14 protein-coding genes are annotated in these 12,995 nt (G+C 60.3%); 9 read left to right on the plus strand and 5 right to left on the minus strand.

Annotated elements, in window-relative coordinates; translation table 11 throughout:
- Positions 1-48 precede the first annotated feature (48 nt).
- Both HU718_RS28740 and HU718_RS28745 read left to right on the plus strand, forming a co-directional pair.
- Positions 49-1,044, plus strand: a complete 996-nt coding sequence (locus HU718_RS28740; RefSeq protein WP_186616697.1) for a hydrolase — start codon at positions 49-51, stop codon at positions 1,042-1,044.
- A complete protein-coding gene (locus HU718_RS28745; protein ID WP_186616696.1) occupies positions 1,041-1,871 on the plus strand; it encodes an AraC family transcriptional regulator in 831 nt (276 codons plus the stop codon). The genes HU718_RS28740 and HU718_RS28745 overlap by 4 nt, the downstream gene beginning before the upstream one ends.
- A gap of 78 nt (positions 1,872-1,949) precedes the next feature.
- Here the strand turns inward: HU718_RS28745 and HU718_RS28750 are convergent, their stop codons facing one another.
- Together HU718_RS28750 and HU718_RS28755 are read right to left on the minus strand one after the other, a co-directional pair.
- Complete coding sequence (locus HU718_RS28750; protein WP_186616695.1) at positions 1,950-2,804, minus strand: sulfurtransferase; 855 nt, start codon at positions 2,802-2,804, stop codon at positions 1,950-1,952.
- Between the two features lie 32 nt (positions 2,805-2,836).
- Positions 2,837-3,508 (minus strand): TetR/AcrR family transcriptional regulator, encoded by a 672-nt coding sequence (locus tag HU718_RS28755; RefSeq protein WP_007913599.1) that lies wholly within the window; start codon positions 3,506-3,508, stop codon positions 2,837-2,839.
- A 146-nt stretch (positions 3,509-3,654) separates the two neighbouring features.
- Here HU718_RS28755 and HU718_RS28760 point away from each other — a divergent pair, with 146 nt between their 5' ends.
- The 5 genes from HU718_RS28760 (at position 3,655) to HU718_RS28780 (ending at position 8,376) form a co-directional block, all read left to right on the plus strand.
- Positions 3,655-5,085: a coniferyl aldehyde dehydrogenase gene (locus HU718_RS28760; RefSeq protein WP_186616694.1), complete on the plus strand. Its 1,431-nt coding sequence runs from the start codon at positions 3,655-3,657 to the stop codon at positions 5,083-5,085.
- 29 nt (positions 5,086-5,114) lie between these two features.
- Entirely contained in the window at positions 5,115-5,660 is a 546-nt protein-coding gene (locus tag HU718_RS28765) for a twin-arginine translocation pathway signal protein (RefSeq protein WP_150730931.1), read from the plus strand.
- A gap of 132 nt (positions 5,661-5,792) precedes the next feature.
- The gene (locus HU718_RS28770; protein WP_186616693.1) at positions 5,793-7,388 is read left to right on the plus strand and encodes a GMC family oxidoreductase; all 1,596 of its coding nucleotides are present in this window, start codon (positions 5,793-5,795) and stop codon (positions 7,386-7,388) included.
- Between the two features lie 115 nt (positions 7,389-7,503).
- Positions 7,504-7,983, plus strand: coding sequence for a pantetheine-phosphate adenylyltransferase (gene coaD, locus HU718_RS28775; protein ID WP_003229157.1), 480 nt, complete (start codon positions 7,504-7,506; stop codon positions 7,981-7,983).
- A gap of 141 nt (positions 7,984-8,124) precedes the next feature.
- The gene (locus HU718_RS28780; RefSeq protein WP_017734768.1) at positions 8,125-8,376 is read left to right on the plus strand and encodes a YfhL family 4Fe-4S dicluster ferredoxin; all 252 of its coding nucleotides are present in this window, start codon (positions 8,125-8,127) and stop codon (positions 8,374-8,376) included.
- A 133-nt stretch (positions 8,377-8,509) separates the two neighbouring features.
- Here the strand turns inward: HU718_RS28780 and HU718_RS28785 are convergent, their stop codons facing one another.
- From HU718_RS28785 to HU718_RS28795, 3 genes are all read right to left on the minus strand, one after another.
- Positions 8,510-8,833 carry a multidrug transporter gene (locus HU718_RS28785; RefSeq protein ID WP_150706362.1) on the minus strand — a complete coding sequence of 108 codons (324 nt, stop codon included), beginning with the start codon at positions 8,831-8,833 and terminating at the stop codon, positions 8,510-8,512.
- Between the two features lie 69 nt (positions 8,834-8,902).
- Positions 8,903-9,715, minus strand: a complete 813-nt coding sequence (mutM, locus tag HU718_RS28790) for a bifunctional DNA-formamidopyrimidine glycosylase/DNA-(apurinic or apyrimidinic site) lyase (protein ID WP_150706361.1) — start codon at positions 9,713-9,715, stop codon at positions 8,903-8,905.
- Positions 9,716-9,727: 12 nt separating this feature from the next.
- Positions 9,728-10,540 (minus strand): HDOD domain-containing protein, encoded by an 813-nt coding sequence (locus tag HU718_RS28795; protein ID WP_186616701.1) that lies wholly within the window; start codon positions 10,538-10,540, stop codon positions 9,728-9,730.
- Between the two features lie 228 nt (positions 10,541-10,768).
- Here HU718_RS28795 and HU718_RS28800 point away from each other — a divergent pair, with 228 nt between their 5' ends.
- Both HU718_RS28800 and HU718_RS28805 read left to right on the plus strand, forming a co-directional pair.
- Positions 10,769-11,308: a type 1 glutamine amidotransferase domain-containing protein gene (locus HU718_RS28800; protein ID WP_095121544.1), complete on the plus strand. Its 540-nt coding sequence runs from the start codon at positions 10,769-10,771 to the stop codon at positions 11,306-11,308.
- Positions 11,309-11,479: 171 nt separating this feature from the next.
- Positions 11,480-12,676: a class I SAM-dependent rRNA methyltransferase gene (locus HU718_RS28805; RefSeq protein WP_095121546.1), complete on the plus strand. Its 1,197-nt coding sequence runs from the start codon at positions 11,480-11,482 to the stop codon at positions 12,674-12,676.
- Positions 12,677-12,995: the final 319 nt, after the last annotated feature.

The following is a 12,995-nucleotide window of genomic DNA, read 5'->3' on the forward strand; positions in this document are numbered from 1 at the left end:
CAAGCGGCGCGCCTCGACCGAGGCCGCCGCGCTGCATCGAGAACCATCGTGCCCCTTTCGTCAGAACGCTTCACACCCGCCTTCGGCCTCGGCAATCCGCACCTGCAAACCTTGTGGGGGCCGCTGTGGCGCAAAACCGTGCATATCGAACGTGAACGCGAACGCCTGTGGCTTGAGGATGGCGACTTCCTCGACCTCGACTGGCATGGCCCGCACACCGCCGATGCGCCCCTGGTGTTGGTACTGCACGGCCTGACCGGCTCCTCCAATTCGCCTTATGTGGCTGGTATCCAGCAGGCGCTGGCCGATCAAGGTTGGGCCAGTGTTGCGCTGAACTGGCGCGGCTGTTCCGGTGAACCGAATCTGCTGCCGCGCAGTTATCACTCCGGCGCCAGTGAAGACCTCGCCGAAACCATCAGACACCTGCGCGCCAAGCGACCGTTGGCACCGTTGTATGCCGTTGGCTATTCGTTGGGCGGCAATGTGTTGCTCAAACATCTTGGGGAGACCGGCAGCGCCAGCGGTGTGCTAGGTGCCGTGGCGGTGTCAGTGCCATTTCGCCTCGATCAATGCGCCGACCGCATCGGCCAGGGATTTTCCAAGGTCTATCAAGCGCATTTCATGCGCGAGATGGTCGCCTACATCAAGAACAAGCAACGGCAGTTTCAGCATGACGGCCGCGAAGACGGACTCGCCGCGCTAGCAGCCCTCGGTTCGCTGGAAAACATGCGCACCTTCTGGGATTTCGATGGCCGGGTGACCGCGCCGTTGCACGGCTTCAATGATGCCGAGGATTATTATCGTCGCGCCTCAAGCCGCTATTTCCTCGGTGAGATCCGCACGCCGACGCTGATCATTCAGGCGGCCGACGATCCGTTCGTGTTCCCGCACAGCTTGCCGCAGGCCAGTGAGCTGTCGCCGTCGACCGCCTTCGAATTGCAGGCACGCGGCGGGCACGTCGGCTTCGTCGATGGCTCGCTGCGCCAGCCCGGTTATTACCTGGAACGACGCATCCCACAGTGGCTGGCTCGCGTGCCCGCATGAGCGATCAGGGCGAGTCGATCCGTTTCTGGCAAACCGCGCCACTGGCCGGGGTCGAGTTGTTGTCGGCACGCTACATCGAGCATCGTTTCGCCCCGCATGTGCATGACGGCTATGTGATCGGCATGATCATGGCCGGCGCCCAGCGTTATCGCTATCGCGGCGCCGAACATCTGGCCGGCAGCGGCACGCTGGTGCTGATCAATCCGGACGAACTGCACACCGGGCACAAGGGCACCGAGGATGGCTGGCTGTATCGGGCGTTTTATCCCGATACCGCGCAAATCGTTTCGCTGCTGGATGAGCTGGAGCTGTCCACCAGCAACCTGCCGGCGTTCGGCGCCACGCTGTACCTCGATGCGGATCTGGTCAACGGCTTTGCGCAGTTGCACCGTTTGCTGGAAAGCCCTGCCACCGCACTGCAACAGCAAACGCTGTGGCGCGAGATGATGTTGCGGCTGTTGCAGCGCCATGCGGCAGTGCCGGTGCCCGGTCGAGCCGGCAAGGAACACCGCGCGGTGCTGTTGGGCAAGGAATTGTTGCACGCACAATTGGCGGCGCCACCGTCACTGGAAGAGCTGGCGGCGGCGGTCAATCTGTCGCCCTTCCATTTCGCCCGGGTGTTCCGCCGCGCCACCGGCATGCCGCCGCACACCTGGCTGATGCAGCAACGCATCGCTCAGGCGCGCGCACTTCTGCAACACGGCTGCCTGCCGGTGGAGGTCGCCACGCAATTGGGGTTTGCCGACCAGAGCCATTTGAGCCGGCAGTTCAAGCAGGCTTATGGCGTCGGCCCCGCCGCGTACCGCAGCGCCCGGATGGAAAGCTAAAAGATCGCAGCCTTCGGCAGCTCCTACAGGGAAATGCATTCCAATGTAGGAGCTGCCGAAGGCTGCGATCTTTTGATCTTATTCGCCGGTGGCGATACCGCGCGAAGGCTCGTTGATCCACTCGCTCCACGACCCGGCGTACAACGATCCCAGCGGATAACCCGCCAGGCACAACGCAAACAGGTTGTGACACGCCGTCACGCCAGAACCGCAATAAGCCACCAGATCCGCTGGCGAACGTTCACCGAGCTTCGCGGCAAAACGCTGCTTGAGCTGATCGGCGGGCAGGAAGCGCCCATCGCTGCCGAGGTTGTCGGTGAATGCCGCGCATTGCGCGCCGGGAATGTGCCCGGCAATCGGATCAATCGGCTCAACCTCACCTTTGAAACGCGGCAAAGCCCGGGCATCAATCAAGGTCAACGCAGGTTGACCAAGACGCTTTTGCAATTTTTCGGCGCTGAGCAGCAGGCTCATGTCCGGCTGACCACTGAAAGTGCCGCGACTGACCGTAGGCGCATCCAGACTCAGCGGCAGCCCCGCCGTATGCCACGCCTTGAGCCCGCCATCGAGAATGAACACGCCATCGCGCTTGCCCAGCCACGCCAGCAACCACCACGCCCGCGCCGCGTAGGCACCGGGACCGTCGTCGTACAAAACCACGTCGCTGTCAGCATTGATGCCCCACACTTGCAGCCGCTCGATCAACGCCGCTGGCTCGGGCAACGGATGCCGACCGGTCACGCCTTTGACCACTGTGCCGCTGAGGTCACGCTCAAGGTCGGCGAAGCTCGCCCCGGCAATGTGCCCTTCGGCATAGCTGCGCTGACCGTAGTCCGGGTCTTCGAGGGCAAAACGACAATCGAGAATCACCAGCCCCGGCTGCGCCTTGCGGGCATCCAGTGCTTCGGGGCTGATCAGTTGCGCAATCGGCATAACAGGCTCCTGAGGGATTTCAACAGAACGGTTTATTTCACGTCTTCGAGGGCCTGGGCCAGCGGCACGTAGAACTCCTCGAACAACGCATTGACCTCGTCACGCGCCTGCTCGGTGACAAACCCGGCTTCCAGCACCAGCACCTGGTACACGCCACGTTTAATGGCTTGCTCACTGAGGTGGTTGGAGTTTTCACGGGTGGTGCACAGGAAGCGCACCCACGACGTCAGGATGATCCAGGCATTGAGGGTCAGGGATTCAATCTGCACGCGGTCCATATCGAGAATCCCGGCGGCGACAAAACCTTCGTAGATCGCCGCTCCCTGAATCACGCAGCGTTGCGAGAAGCGCCGATAGCGGGCGGCCAACTCCGGATCGCTGTCGAGTAGGTGCTCCAGATCGCGGTGCAGAAAGCGGTAGCGCCACATCGCCGAAAGCAATTCCTTGAGATAGAAACGCTTGTCCTCGACCGTCGCCGCACGCCCCTGCGGCGGGCGCAGAAAACTGTCGACGAGGCTTTCGTACTCACTGAACAACACGGCGATGATCGCCTGCTTGTTGGGGAAGTGGTAGTACAGGTTGCCGGGAGAAATCTCCATGTGGGCAGCGATGTGATTGGTGCTGATGCTGCGCTCGCCCTGCTGATTGAACAGCTCAAGGCTGTTCAGCACGATACGCTCGCTGGTTTTTATTCGTGGGGCCATGGCTTGAGCTTTAATTCAGAGTGCGTTGGGGGGCATCTTACGACCTAACCGGAAATGGATAAAACACTGCTGTGCAAGGAAGTCATTTGACTTTCTAGAGCATAGACTCTAAAAAGTTCATCACTACAATAAATCCGGAGCAGACCATGACTGCCGACATTGCTTACCTGCAAACGCTGCAACTACCACTGGCAGAGCTGGATCGGTTGTTCGCGGCGCAGCGGGCCGCGTATGCCGCCAATCCGATGCCGCCCGCCGCTCAGCGCCAGCAATGGCTCAAAGCGCTGAGTGATTTGCTCAGCAACGAGCGGCAAGCGTTGATCGAGGCGATCAGCTCCGATTTCAGCCATCGCAGCGCCGATGAAACCCTGCTCGCAGAGTTGATGCCAAGCCTGCACGGCATTCATTACGCCAGCCGTCATCTCAAAGGCTGGATGAAAGCTTCGCGACGCAAGGTCGGCATCGCGTTCCAGCCTGCTTCGGCAAAAGTGGTGTATCAGCCTCTCGGCGTGGTCGGCGTTATCGTGCCGTGGAATTACCCGTTGTATCTGGCCGTCGGCCCGCTCGTCGGCGCCTTGGCGGCGGGTAACCGGGTGATGCTCAAGCTCAGCGAATCGACCCCGGCCACCGGGCAATTGCTCAAGGAATTGCTGGCGCGAATCTTCCCCGAAGACCTGGTCTGCGTAGTGCTCGGTGAAGCCGACATTGGCGTGGCGTTCTCGCGGTTGCGCTTCGATCATTTGCTGTTCACCGGCGCCACCAGCATCGGCAAACACGTGATGCGCGCCGCCGCCGAAAACCTCACCCCGGTGACACTGGAACTGGGCGGCAAGTCGCCGGCCATCGTCTCCCGCGATGTACCGCTCAAGGATGCTGCCGAGCGCATCGCCTTCGGTAAAACTCTCAACGCCGGGCAGACCTGCGTTGCCCCGGATTACGTGCTGGTGCCGGAAGATCGGGTCGGCGGCTTTGTCGAAGCCTATCGCCGGGCCGTGCAGGGTTTTTATCCGACACTCACCGACAATCCGGACTACACGGCGATCATCAACGAACGCCAATTGGCGCGACTCAACGGCTACGTCAGCGACGCGACCAGCAAGGGCGCGCTGTTGATTCCGCTGTTCGAGCAGGGCCAGGGCCGACGCATGCCGCACAGTGTGTTGCTGAATGTCAGCGACGAGATGACGGTGATGCAGGACGAAATCTTCGGCCCGCTGCTGCCGATCGTGCCGTATCAGGATCTCGAGCAGGCATTTGCTTACATCAATCAGCGGCCACGACCTCTGGCTCTTTACTACTTTGGCTACGACAAACGCGAACAGAACCGCGTGCTGCACGAAACCCATTCCGGCGGTGTGTGCCTGAACGACACCTTGCTGCATGTGGCTCAGGACGACATGCCGTTCGGCGGCATCGGCGCTTCCGGCATGGGCCACTACCATGGCCACGAAGGCTTCCTGACCTTCAGCAAAGCCAAAGGCGTGTTGATTAAACAGCGCTTCAACGCGGCCAGGCTTATTTATCCGCCCTACGGCAAATCGATTCAGAAACTGATCCAGAAGCTGTTCATTCGCTAAACCTTCGTCACCGCCGGGTAATAAAAACAATGCACCCAAGCCTGACCGAAACACCTGCTCTGTCACGCCGTGGCCTGCTGAAATTCAGCCTCGGCGCCACGGCATTCCTCGCCACTGCCGGGCTCGGCGCCAGCCTCAGCGGCTGCTCGTCGAGCGTCGCGGCCAACGGTTTTGTCTCGTTGCGTGACGGCGATCTGCTGTTTCTGCGCGCACTGATTCCGGTAATGCTCGATGGCGCTGTGGCGGCTGAAAAAATGCCGGGCGCTGTTGATGGCACGCTCAAATCGCTGGACTACAGCCTCGATCACCTGTCGCCGGAAATGCTCAAACTCACTCGGCAACTGTTCGACGTCCTCGGCATGGCGGTGACGCGCGGGCCGCTCACCGGGATCTGGGGCAGTTGGGAAAACGCCAGTGCCGAGGCCATGCGGCATTTCCTTGATCGCTGGGAAAACAGTTCATTGAGTTTGTTGCGCATGGGGCACAGCTCGTTGCAGCAGATGGTGATGATGGCCTGGTACACCCGCTCTGAATCGTGGGCGCATTGCGGCTATCCCGGCCCGCCTACTGTTTGAGATTAGCGGCGCGGCCTTCGCGAGCAGGCTCGCTCCCACAGGGGAATGCATTCAAATGTGGGAGCGAGCCTGCTCGCGAAGAGGTCGGCCGCCACACCGCCGCATCCAAAAATAATAAAGAGAACCTGATCGATGCCCGTACCCGACCCGTTCCGCGAAGGCCTCGCCCGAGGCTGGAAAACCTACAACGGCGCACAGCTGAGCGACGACCTCACCCTTGAGGCCGACGTGGCGATCATCGGCAGCGGCGCCGGTGGCGGCACCACCGCCGAAATCCTCAGCGCCGCCGGTTTCAAAGTGCTGTTGATCGAAGAAGGCCCGCTGAAAACCAGCTCCGATTTCAAAATGCTTGAAGACCAGGCCTACAGCAGCCTCTATCAGGAAGGCATCGGCCGCATGAGCAAGGACGGCGCGATCACCATCCTCCAGGGTCGCGCGGTTGGCGGTACGACGCTGATCAACTGGACCTCGAGCTTTCGCACCCCGCAACCGACCCTCGAACACTGGGCCAAGGAACACAACGTCAAAGGCCACAGCCCCGCCGAGATGGCGCCGTGGTTCGAGAAAATGGAACAGCGCCTCGGCGTCGCGCCGTGGATGGTCCCGCCCAATGCCAACAACGACGTGATCCGCAAAGGCTGTGAGCAACTCGGCTACAGCTGGCACGTGATCCCGCGCAACGTGCGCGGCTGCTGGAACCTTGGTTACTGCGGCATGGGCTGCCCGACCAACGCCAAGCAATCAATGATGGTCACGACCATTCCGGCGACGCTGGAAAAGGGCGGCGAGCTGCTTTATCTGGCCCGCGCGGAGAAGCTGCTGATCAACGGCGACAAAGTCACTGGCCTGCAATGCGTGGCGATGGATGAGCGCTGTGTCGAACCGACCGGGCGCAAGATCAGCGTCAAGGCGCGGCATTACGTATTGGCCGGCGGTGGCATCAACAGCCCGGCGCTGTTGCTGCGCTCGGACGCTCCGGACCCGCATAAAACCTTGGGGAAACGTACCTTCTTGCACCCGGTGAACATGTCCGCCGCGCGATTCGACGAGGTCATCAACCCGTTCTACGGGGCGCCGCAGTCGATCTATTCCGACCATTTTCAGTGGAAGGACGGCACCACCGGGCCGATGGCCTTCAAACTGGAAGTACCGCCGCTGCACCCGGCACTGGCGGCCACCCTGCTCGGCGGCTTTGGCGAGGAAAGCGCGCAACACATGGCGGACCTGCCGCACACCCACGCCATGTTGGCCTTGCTGCGTGATGGCTTTCACCCGGACAGCACCGGTGGCACAGTCGAATTGCGTGGCGATGGTTCGCCGGTGCTCGACTATCAGGTTTCGCCCTACGCCTGGGAAGGCCTGCGCCGGGCCTTTCAGGTCATGGCCGAAATCCAGTTCGCCGGCGGCGCAAAATCGGTGATGCCGATGCACGCCGACGCCCGTTACGTGAAAACCCTGGCCGAAGCGCGCACGCTGATCGATGGTTTGAGCCTGGAGCTGTACCGCACCCGCTTGGGCAGCGCCCACGTCATGGGCGGCTGCGCGATGGGTGAAGAGCCGAAAAGCGCGGTCACCGACAGTCTCGGCCGGCATCATCAACTGGCTAATCTGTCGATCCACGACGGCTCACTGTTCCCCACCAGTATCGGCGCCAACCCGCAGCTGTCGGTGTATGGCCTGACCGCGCAACTGGCGACATCCCTCGCCGATCGGCTGAGAAACCCGTGAAAAAACCCATTATCGCGATCGTCTATAGTGCTTTCTTACCCAACAGGCGACTTGGCCGACCGGGACGGCTGCGATACCATCCGACTCCCCAACGGACTCCCGCCAGGACGACGCGATGAACCGAGTGTTGTACCCAGGTACCTTCGACCCTATTACCAAGGGCCATGGCGATCTGGTCGAACGCGCCTCGCGCCTGTTCGACCACGTGATTATTGCGGTCGCTGCCAGCCCGAAGAAAAACCCGCTGTTCCCGCTGGAACAACGGGTCGAACTGGCTCGCGAAGTCACCAAACATCTGCCGAACGTGGAAGTGGTCGGCTTCTCGACGCTGCTCGCGCATTTCGCCAAAGAGCAGAACGCCAACGTTTTCCTGCGTGGTTTGCGTGCGGTGTCGGACTTCGAATACGAATTTCAGCTGGCCAACATGAACCGCCAGTTGGCCCCGGATGTGGAGAGTCTGTTTCTCACGCCGTCCGAGCGTTACTCGTTCATTTCCTCGACGCTGGTGCGGGAAATTGCCGCGCTGGGCGGCGATATCAGCAAGTTCGTCCACCCGGCCGTGGCTGATGCGCTGACCCTGCGCTTTAAAAAGTAGACGTTGCCGAAGGCTCGGGCTGCGATCCTGGCTGTTGATTACAGCCCTTGATCGCAGCAGCGTGCACTGCGCGCGCCAATGCGGCACAATTGCGCGCATTGATTTATAGCGCCCGGGCCTGCCGCCCCGGCTGGAGTTAGCATGTCCCTGATCATCACCGACGATTGCATCAACTGCGACGTCTGCGAACCCGAGTGCCCGAACGCCGCCATTTCCCAAGGCGAAGAGATCTACGTGATCGACCCCAACCTGTGCACCCAGTGCGTCGGCCACTATGACGAACCGCAGTGCCAGCAGGTTTGCCCGGTGGATTGCATTCCGCTGGACGAAGCGCATCCGGAGACTGAAGAACAGTTGATGGACAAGTACCGCAAGATTACCGGCAAGGCCTGATCCGCCGGATTTGTAGCGCTCTCTCGGGCCTCTTCGCGAGCAGGCTCGCTCCCACATTGGAATGCATTTCAAATTGTGGGAGCGAGCCTGCTCGCGAAAGGGCCGTCAGCCACACAGCAAAACCCTGATCAGCTCACTCGCGCTGCTCAAACCCCTCCCCGATACACCCCAGACACCGCACAAAAGCGGCTTTCGCCGGATCCACCACCAACGCCTGCCCGGCATCGCCAATTCCTCCACCCAGTGCGGTAAATGGCAAAGAAACGACAAACGCCCCCGCACCGATCACCGTCGCCACCACCAATAAAGGGCGGGCAATCAGCAGATCGCCAAGCATGGCGTAGGCCGGTGGATTCTGGATGGTGTAGCGCGGGTCACCGCTGCCATTTTCCGCGGCCTGAACAGTCAGACTGGAACACAGCAGCAGCGCAACAAAGAGGACTTGCAAGGACTTCATGGCACGATCCTTCGGGCTGAACAGTGAGACAACTCACTATAGACCGTAGGACTTTTTCAGCTTTTTGCCTCAGCTCTGACAGCGCGGGCAGAACACACTGGCACGCTGGCCCAGCTTCACTTCACGCAGCCCGGTGCCACAGACCTTGCAGTGTTCACCGCCACGGCCATAGACAAACAGCTCCTGCTGGAAATACCCCGGCTGACCGTCACCGCCAATAAAATCACGCAACGTGGTGCCACCGCGCTCGATGGCGGCGGCCAGAATGCGTTTGATCTCGATCGCCAGCTTCAGATAACGCCCCCGGGAAATGCTCCCGGCCTCGCGACGCGGGTCAATCCCGGCGGCGAACAATGCTTCGGTTGCATAGATATTGCCGACCCCGACCACCACCGCGTTGTCCATGATGAACGGCTTGACCGCCATCGAGCGCCCGCGTGACAGCTGAAACAAACGCTCACCATCGAACAGATCGGTCAGTGGCTCCGGGCCGAGGCGAATCAGCAGTTCGTGATTGAGTGGATCATTGCTCCACAACATCGCGCCGAACCGTCGCGGATCGGTGTAGCGCAGCGCCAGCCCCGACTCCAGTTCGATATCGACGTGTTCGTGTTTGAGCGCCGGCAAACCGGCTTCGACCAGACGCAAATTGCCCGACATGCCCAAATGGCTGATCAACGTACCGACCTCGGCGTTGATCAACAGGTACTTGGCGCGGCGCTCGACCAGCACGATGCGCTGCCCCGACAGGCGCACATCGAGGTCTTCGGGGATCGGCCAGCGCAACCTCCGGTCGCGAACAATCACCCGACTGACACGTTGGCCTTCCAGGTGCGGGGCAATCCCGCGACGGGTGGTTTCGACTTCCGGCAGTTCAGGCATAGCGTCCTCGAATCAATGCGCGCCGAGGTCGCGGATCGTTTGTTTGAGGGTTTCGAAGTCGTAATCCGACAGCCCTACATAGTCGAGTACCAACGGCCCGACGGCGTTCCATTCGAAATCTTCGGTCTGGTTGCCCAGCACGCGGTAAGACGCACAAATGTGCTCGGCCATCTTCAGGATCGCCAGCAGGTTTTTCAGCTGACTGTTGCGCGACGACTCATCGCTGAAAATTGCCAGGGCATTGTGGTGATTGGCGATGGCCGCGCTGACATGCTCCGGCAGGCGCCAGGATTTGGCGGTGTAGTAGCCGACCACCGCATGGTTGGTGTTGAACTCGCTGTTCTCGGTGTCCACTACTCGACATTCGGCGCTGGCATTGGCGTAGGCCGTTTCCAGCACCGTCATGTAATTGGGGAACCGCTGCAACATCAACGGCACGCCGCAATCGTGGAACAGGCCCAAGGCGTAAGCCTCATCGCCCGCCTGAGTGCCAATACGCTTGGCTAGCGTCAGGCACGTCATCGCCACGTCCTGGGCGGTGTCCCAGAAACGGTTGAGCGTGACGATGGTGTCGTCGTTCATCTCGCCTTTGATCGACTGCGCGTTGATCAGGTTGATGATCGAGCGGCTGCCCAACAGATTCACCGCGCGTTGAATCGAGGTGATCTTGTTGCTCAGGCCGTAATACGGCGAGTTGACGATTTTCAGCAGCGAGCCGGACAGACCGGGATCCTGAGCGATCAGCTTGGCGATCACCTCCAGGTCCGGGTCGGGCATGTACTGCTCCATTTGCAGATCCACCATGATCTGCGGTTGCGCCGGCACACTGATGCCTTGCAGCGATTGTTGAATCTGTTCGGTGGTCAGCTCTTGGGACATAAGTACACACTCTGGGACAGGCGGCGATTCTAACCTCTAAAAACCGCGAGACGACACACCAGTGGGCAATTGTCAGGAACTTTCATTCACGCGCAGGCTTCGGAATCTGTAATGCCCAACGGGTCACACCGGCCCATTGCGGCGGCAAACTCCCACAGACTCAGGAGCTTATCGATGGCCACTTCCCTCAACGGCAAACGCGTCGCCATTTTGGTAACAGACGGTTTCGAACAGGTCGAACTGACCGGTCCCAAGCAGGCACTGGAGCAAGCCGGCGCGCAAGTCGACATCCTTTCGGCCGAGGCTGGCAAGGTCAAAGGCTGGAATCACGACAAACCGGCGGATGACTTCAAGGTCGACCAGACCTTTCAAGGAGCCAGCAGCGAGCAGTACGACGCGATCGTCCTGCCGGGCGGCGTGCAGAACTCCGACACCATCCGCATTGATCAGGATGCCCAACATCTGGTCAAGACCGGCGCGTCTGCCGGCAAACCGATTGCGGTGATCTGCCATGGCGGCTGGTTGCTGATCTCGGCGGGGCTGGTCAACGGCAAAACCATGACCAGTTACAAGACGCTCAAGGACGACCTGGTCAATGCCGGGGCCAATTGGGTCGATAAAGAAGTGGTCAAGGATGGTCACCTGATCAGTAGCCGTCAGCCGGATGATATTCCGGCGTTCAACAAAGAGCTGATCGACGCACTGTCTGCGTAGCATTGGGGACCGCATTCGCGAGCAGGCTCGCTCACATTGGTCTTGTGTCCGCCACAAATCCCCTGTGGGAGCGAGCTTGCTCGCGAAGGCGTCGTCAGCGTTTCATCGCTCATCAAACCCGACACAAGTCGCAACACGCTATACTCCCGCTCTTTTTTCCGGAGCGACGTCATGTCCCTGCCTAGCTTGCGCCTCAAAGCCAACGCCGACCGTCGCCTGCGCGCCGGTCACCTGTGGGTCTACAGCAACGAAATCGATGTAGCCGCCACCCCTTTGCACGGCTTCCAGGCCGGCGATCAAGCCATCCTCGAAGCCGCTGGCGGCAAGCCGTTGGGCATCGTGGCGATGAGCCCGAACAACCTGATCTGCGCCCGCCTGCTGTCGCGCGACATTAAAGTTGCGCTGGACAAATCGCTGCTCGTGCACCGCCTGAACGTGGCCCTGTCGCTGCGCGAGCGCCTGTTCGACAAGCCGTTCTATCGTCTGGTCTACGGTGACTCCGACTTGCTGCCAGGTCTGGTGGTCGACCGTTTCGGCGACATCCTTGTGGTCCAGATCGCCTCGGCGACCATGGAAGCGCATAAAGATGACGTGATCGCGGCGCTGACCCAAGTGCTCAAGCCAAGCGGCATTCTGTTCAAGAACGACTCCGCCGCGCGTGACGCCGAAGGCCTCAACCGCTACGTCGAAACCGTGTTCGGCCTGGTGCCGGAGTGGGTGGCGCTGGAAGAGAACGGCGTGAAGTTCGAAGCGCCAGTCATTCAGGGCCAGAAAACCGGCTGGTTCTACGACCACCGCATGAATCGCGCCCGTCTGGCCCCTTATGCCAAAGGCAAACGCGTCCTCGACCTCTATAGCTACATCGGTGGCTGGGGCGTGCAGGCTGCCGCTTTCGGCGCCAGCGAAGTGTTCTGCGTCGATGCCTCGGCGTTCGCCCTCGACGGTGTTGAGCGCAACGCTGCGCTGAACGGTTTCGCCGACAAGATGACCTGCATCGAAGGCGACGTTTTCGAAGCCCTGAAAGAACTCAAAGCCAGTGAAGAGCGCTTCGACGTGATCGTTGCCGACCCGCCAGCGTTCATCAAACGCAAGAAAGACATGAAAAACGGCGAAGGCGCCTACCGTCGCCTGAACGAGCAAGCCATGCGCCTGCTCAACAAGGACGGCATCCTGGTCAGCGCGTCGTGCTCGATGCACCTGCCGGAAGACGATCTGCAGAACATCCTGCTGACCAGCGCCCGTCACCTGGATCGCAATATCCAGCTGCTGGAACGTGGCGGTCAGGGTCCGGATCACCCGGTGCACCCGGCGATCGCCGAAACGCGCTACATCAAGAGCATCACCTGCCGCCTGCTGCCTAACAGCTGATCAATGCGGATGACGGGGAGCCAGCAGGCTCCCCGTTTGCTGTACGCCTGGCCCTCGCAGTCATTCCGCGCCTGTTAATTCTTCCGACGTTTACGACTTCCTACACTTGCCTTCCTATGAACGTGCAGGATATTTCCTTACATCTTTTAATTATTGAAACTTACCCTACAAAATCGATCTCCAGCTAAAGATTATTCCGACAAAATTACTGGAGCATTCCTACTTAATATCCACTTGCCAATAATCCATTACAAACTATTATGAAGTCGTCACCACGAGGTGACTTAAAATTTCAACGAACAAGGAGTTCACATCATGA

It is taken from the genome of Pseudomonas tensinigenes, assembly GCF_014268445.2.
Lineage (GTDB): Bacteria > Pseudomonadota > Gammaproteobacteria > Pseudomonadales > Pseudomonadaceae > Aquipseudomonas > Aquipseudomonas tensinigenes.

Coding starts and splice junctions, on each gene's coding strand:
- HU718_RS28745 (WP_186616696.1), top strand. CDS start 1,041: ATGAGCGATCAGGGCGAGTCGATCCGTTTCTGGCAAACCGCGCCACTG.
- HU718_RS28750 (WP_186616695.1), bottom strand. CDS start 2,804: ATGCCGATTGCGCAACTGATCAGCCCCGAAGCACTGGATGCCCGCAAG.
- HU718_RS28755 (WP_007913599.1), bottom strand. CDS start 3,508: ATGGCCCCACGAATAAAAACCAGCGAGCGTATCGTGCTGAACAGCCTT.
- HU718_RS28760 (WP_186616694.1), top strand. CDS start 3,655: ATGACTGCCGACATTGCTTACCTGCAAACGCTGCAACTACCACTGGCA.
- HU718_RS28765 (WP_150730931.1), top strand. CDS start 5,115: ATGCACCCAAGCCTGACCGAAACACCTGCTCTGTCACGCCGTGGCCTG.
- HU718_RS28770 (WP_186616693.1), top strand. CDS start 5,793: ATGCCCGTACCCGACCCGTTCCGCGAAGGCCTCGCCCGAGGCTGGAAA.
- coaD (WP_003229157.1), top strand. CDS start 7,504: ATGAACCGAGTGTTGTACCCAGGTACCTTCGACCCTATTACCAAGGGC.
- HU718_RS28780 (WP_017734768.1), top strand. CDS start 8,125: ATGTCCCTGATCATCACCGACGATTGCATCAACTGCGACGTCTGCGAA.
- HU718_RS28785 (WP_150706362.1), bottom strand. CDS start 8,833: ATGAAGTCCTTGCAAGTCCTCTTTGTTGCGCTGCTGCTGTGTTCCAGT.
- mutM (WP_150706361.1), bottom strand. CDS start 9,715: ATGCCTGAACTGCCGGAAGTCGAAACCACCCGTCGCGGGATTGCCCCG.
- HU718_RS28800 (WP_095121544.1), top strand. CDS start 10,769: ATGGCCACTTCCCTCAACGGCAAACGCGTCGCCATTTTGGTAACAGAC.
- HU718_RS28805 (WP_095121546.1), top strand. CDS start 11,480: ATGTCCCTGCCTAGCTTGCGCCTCAAAGCCAACGCCGACCGTCGCCTG.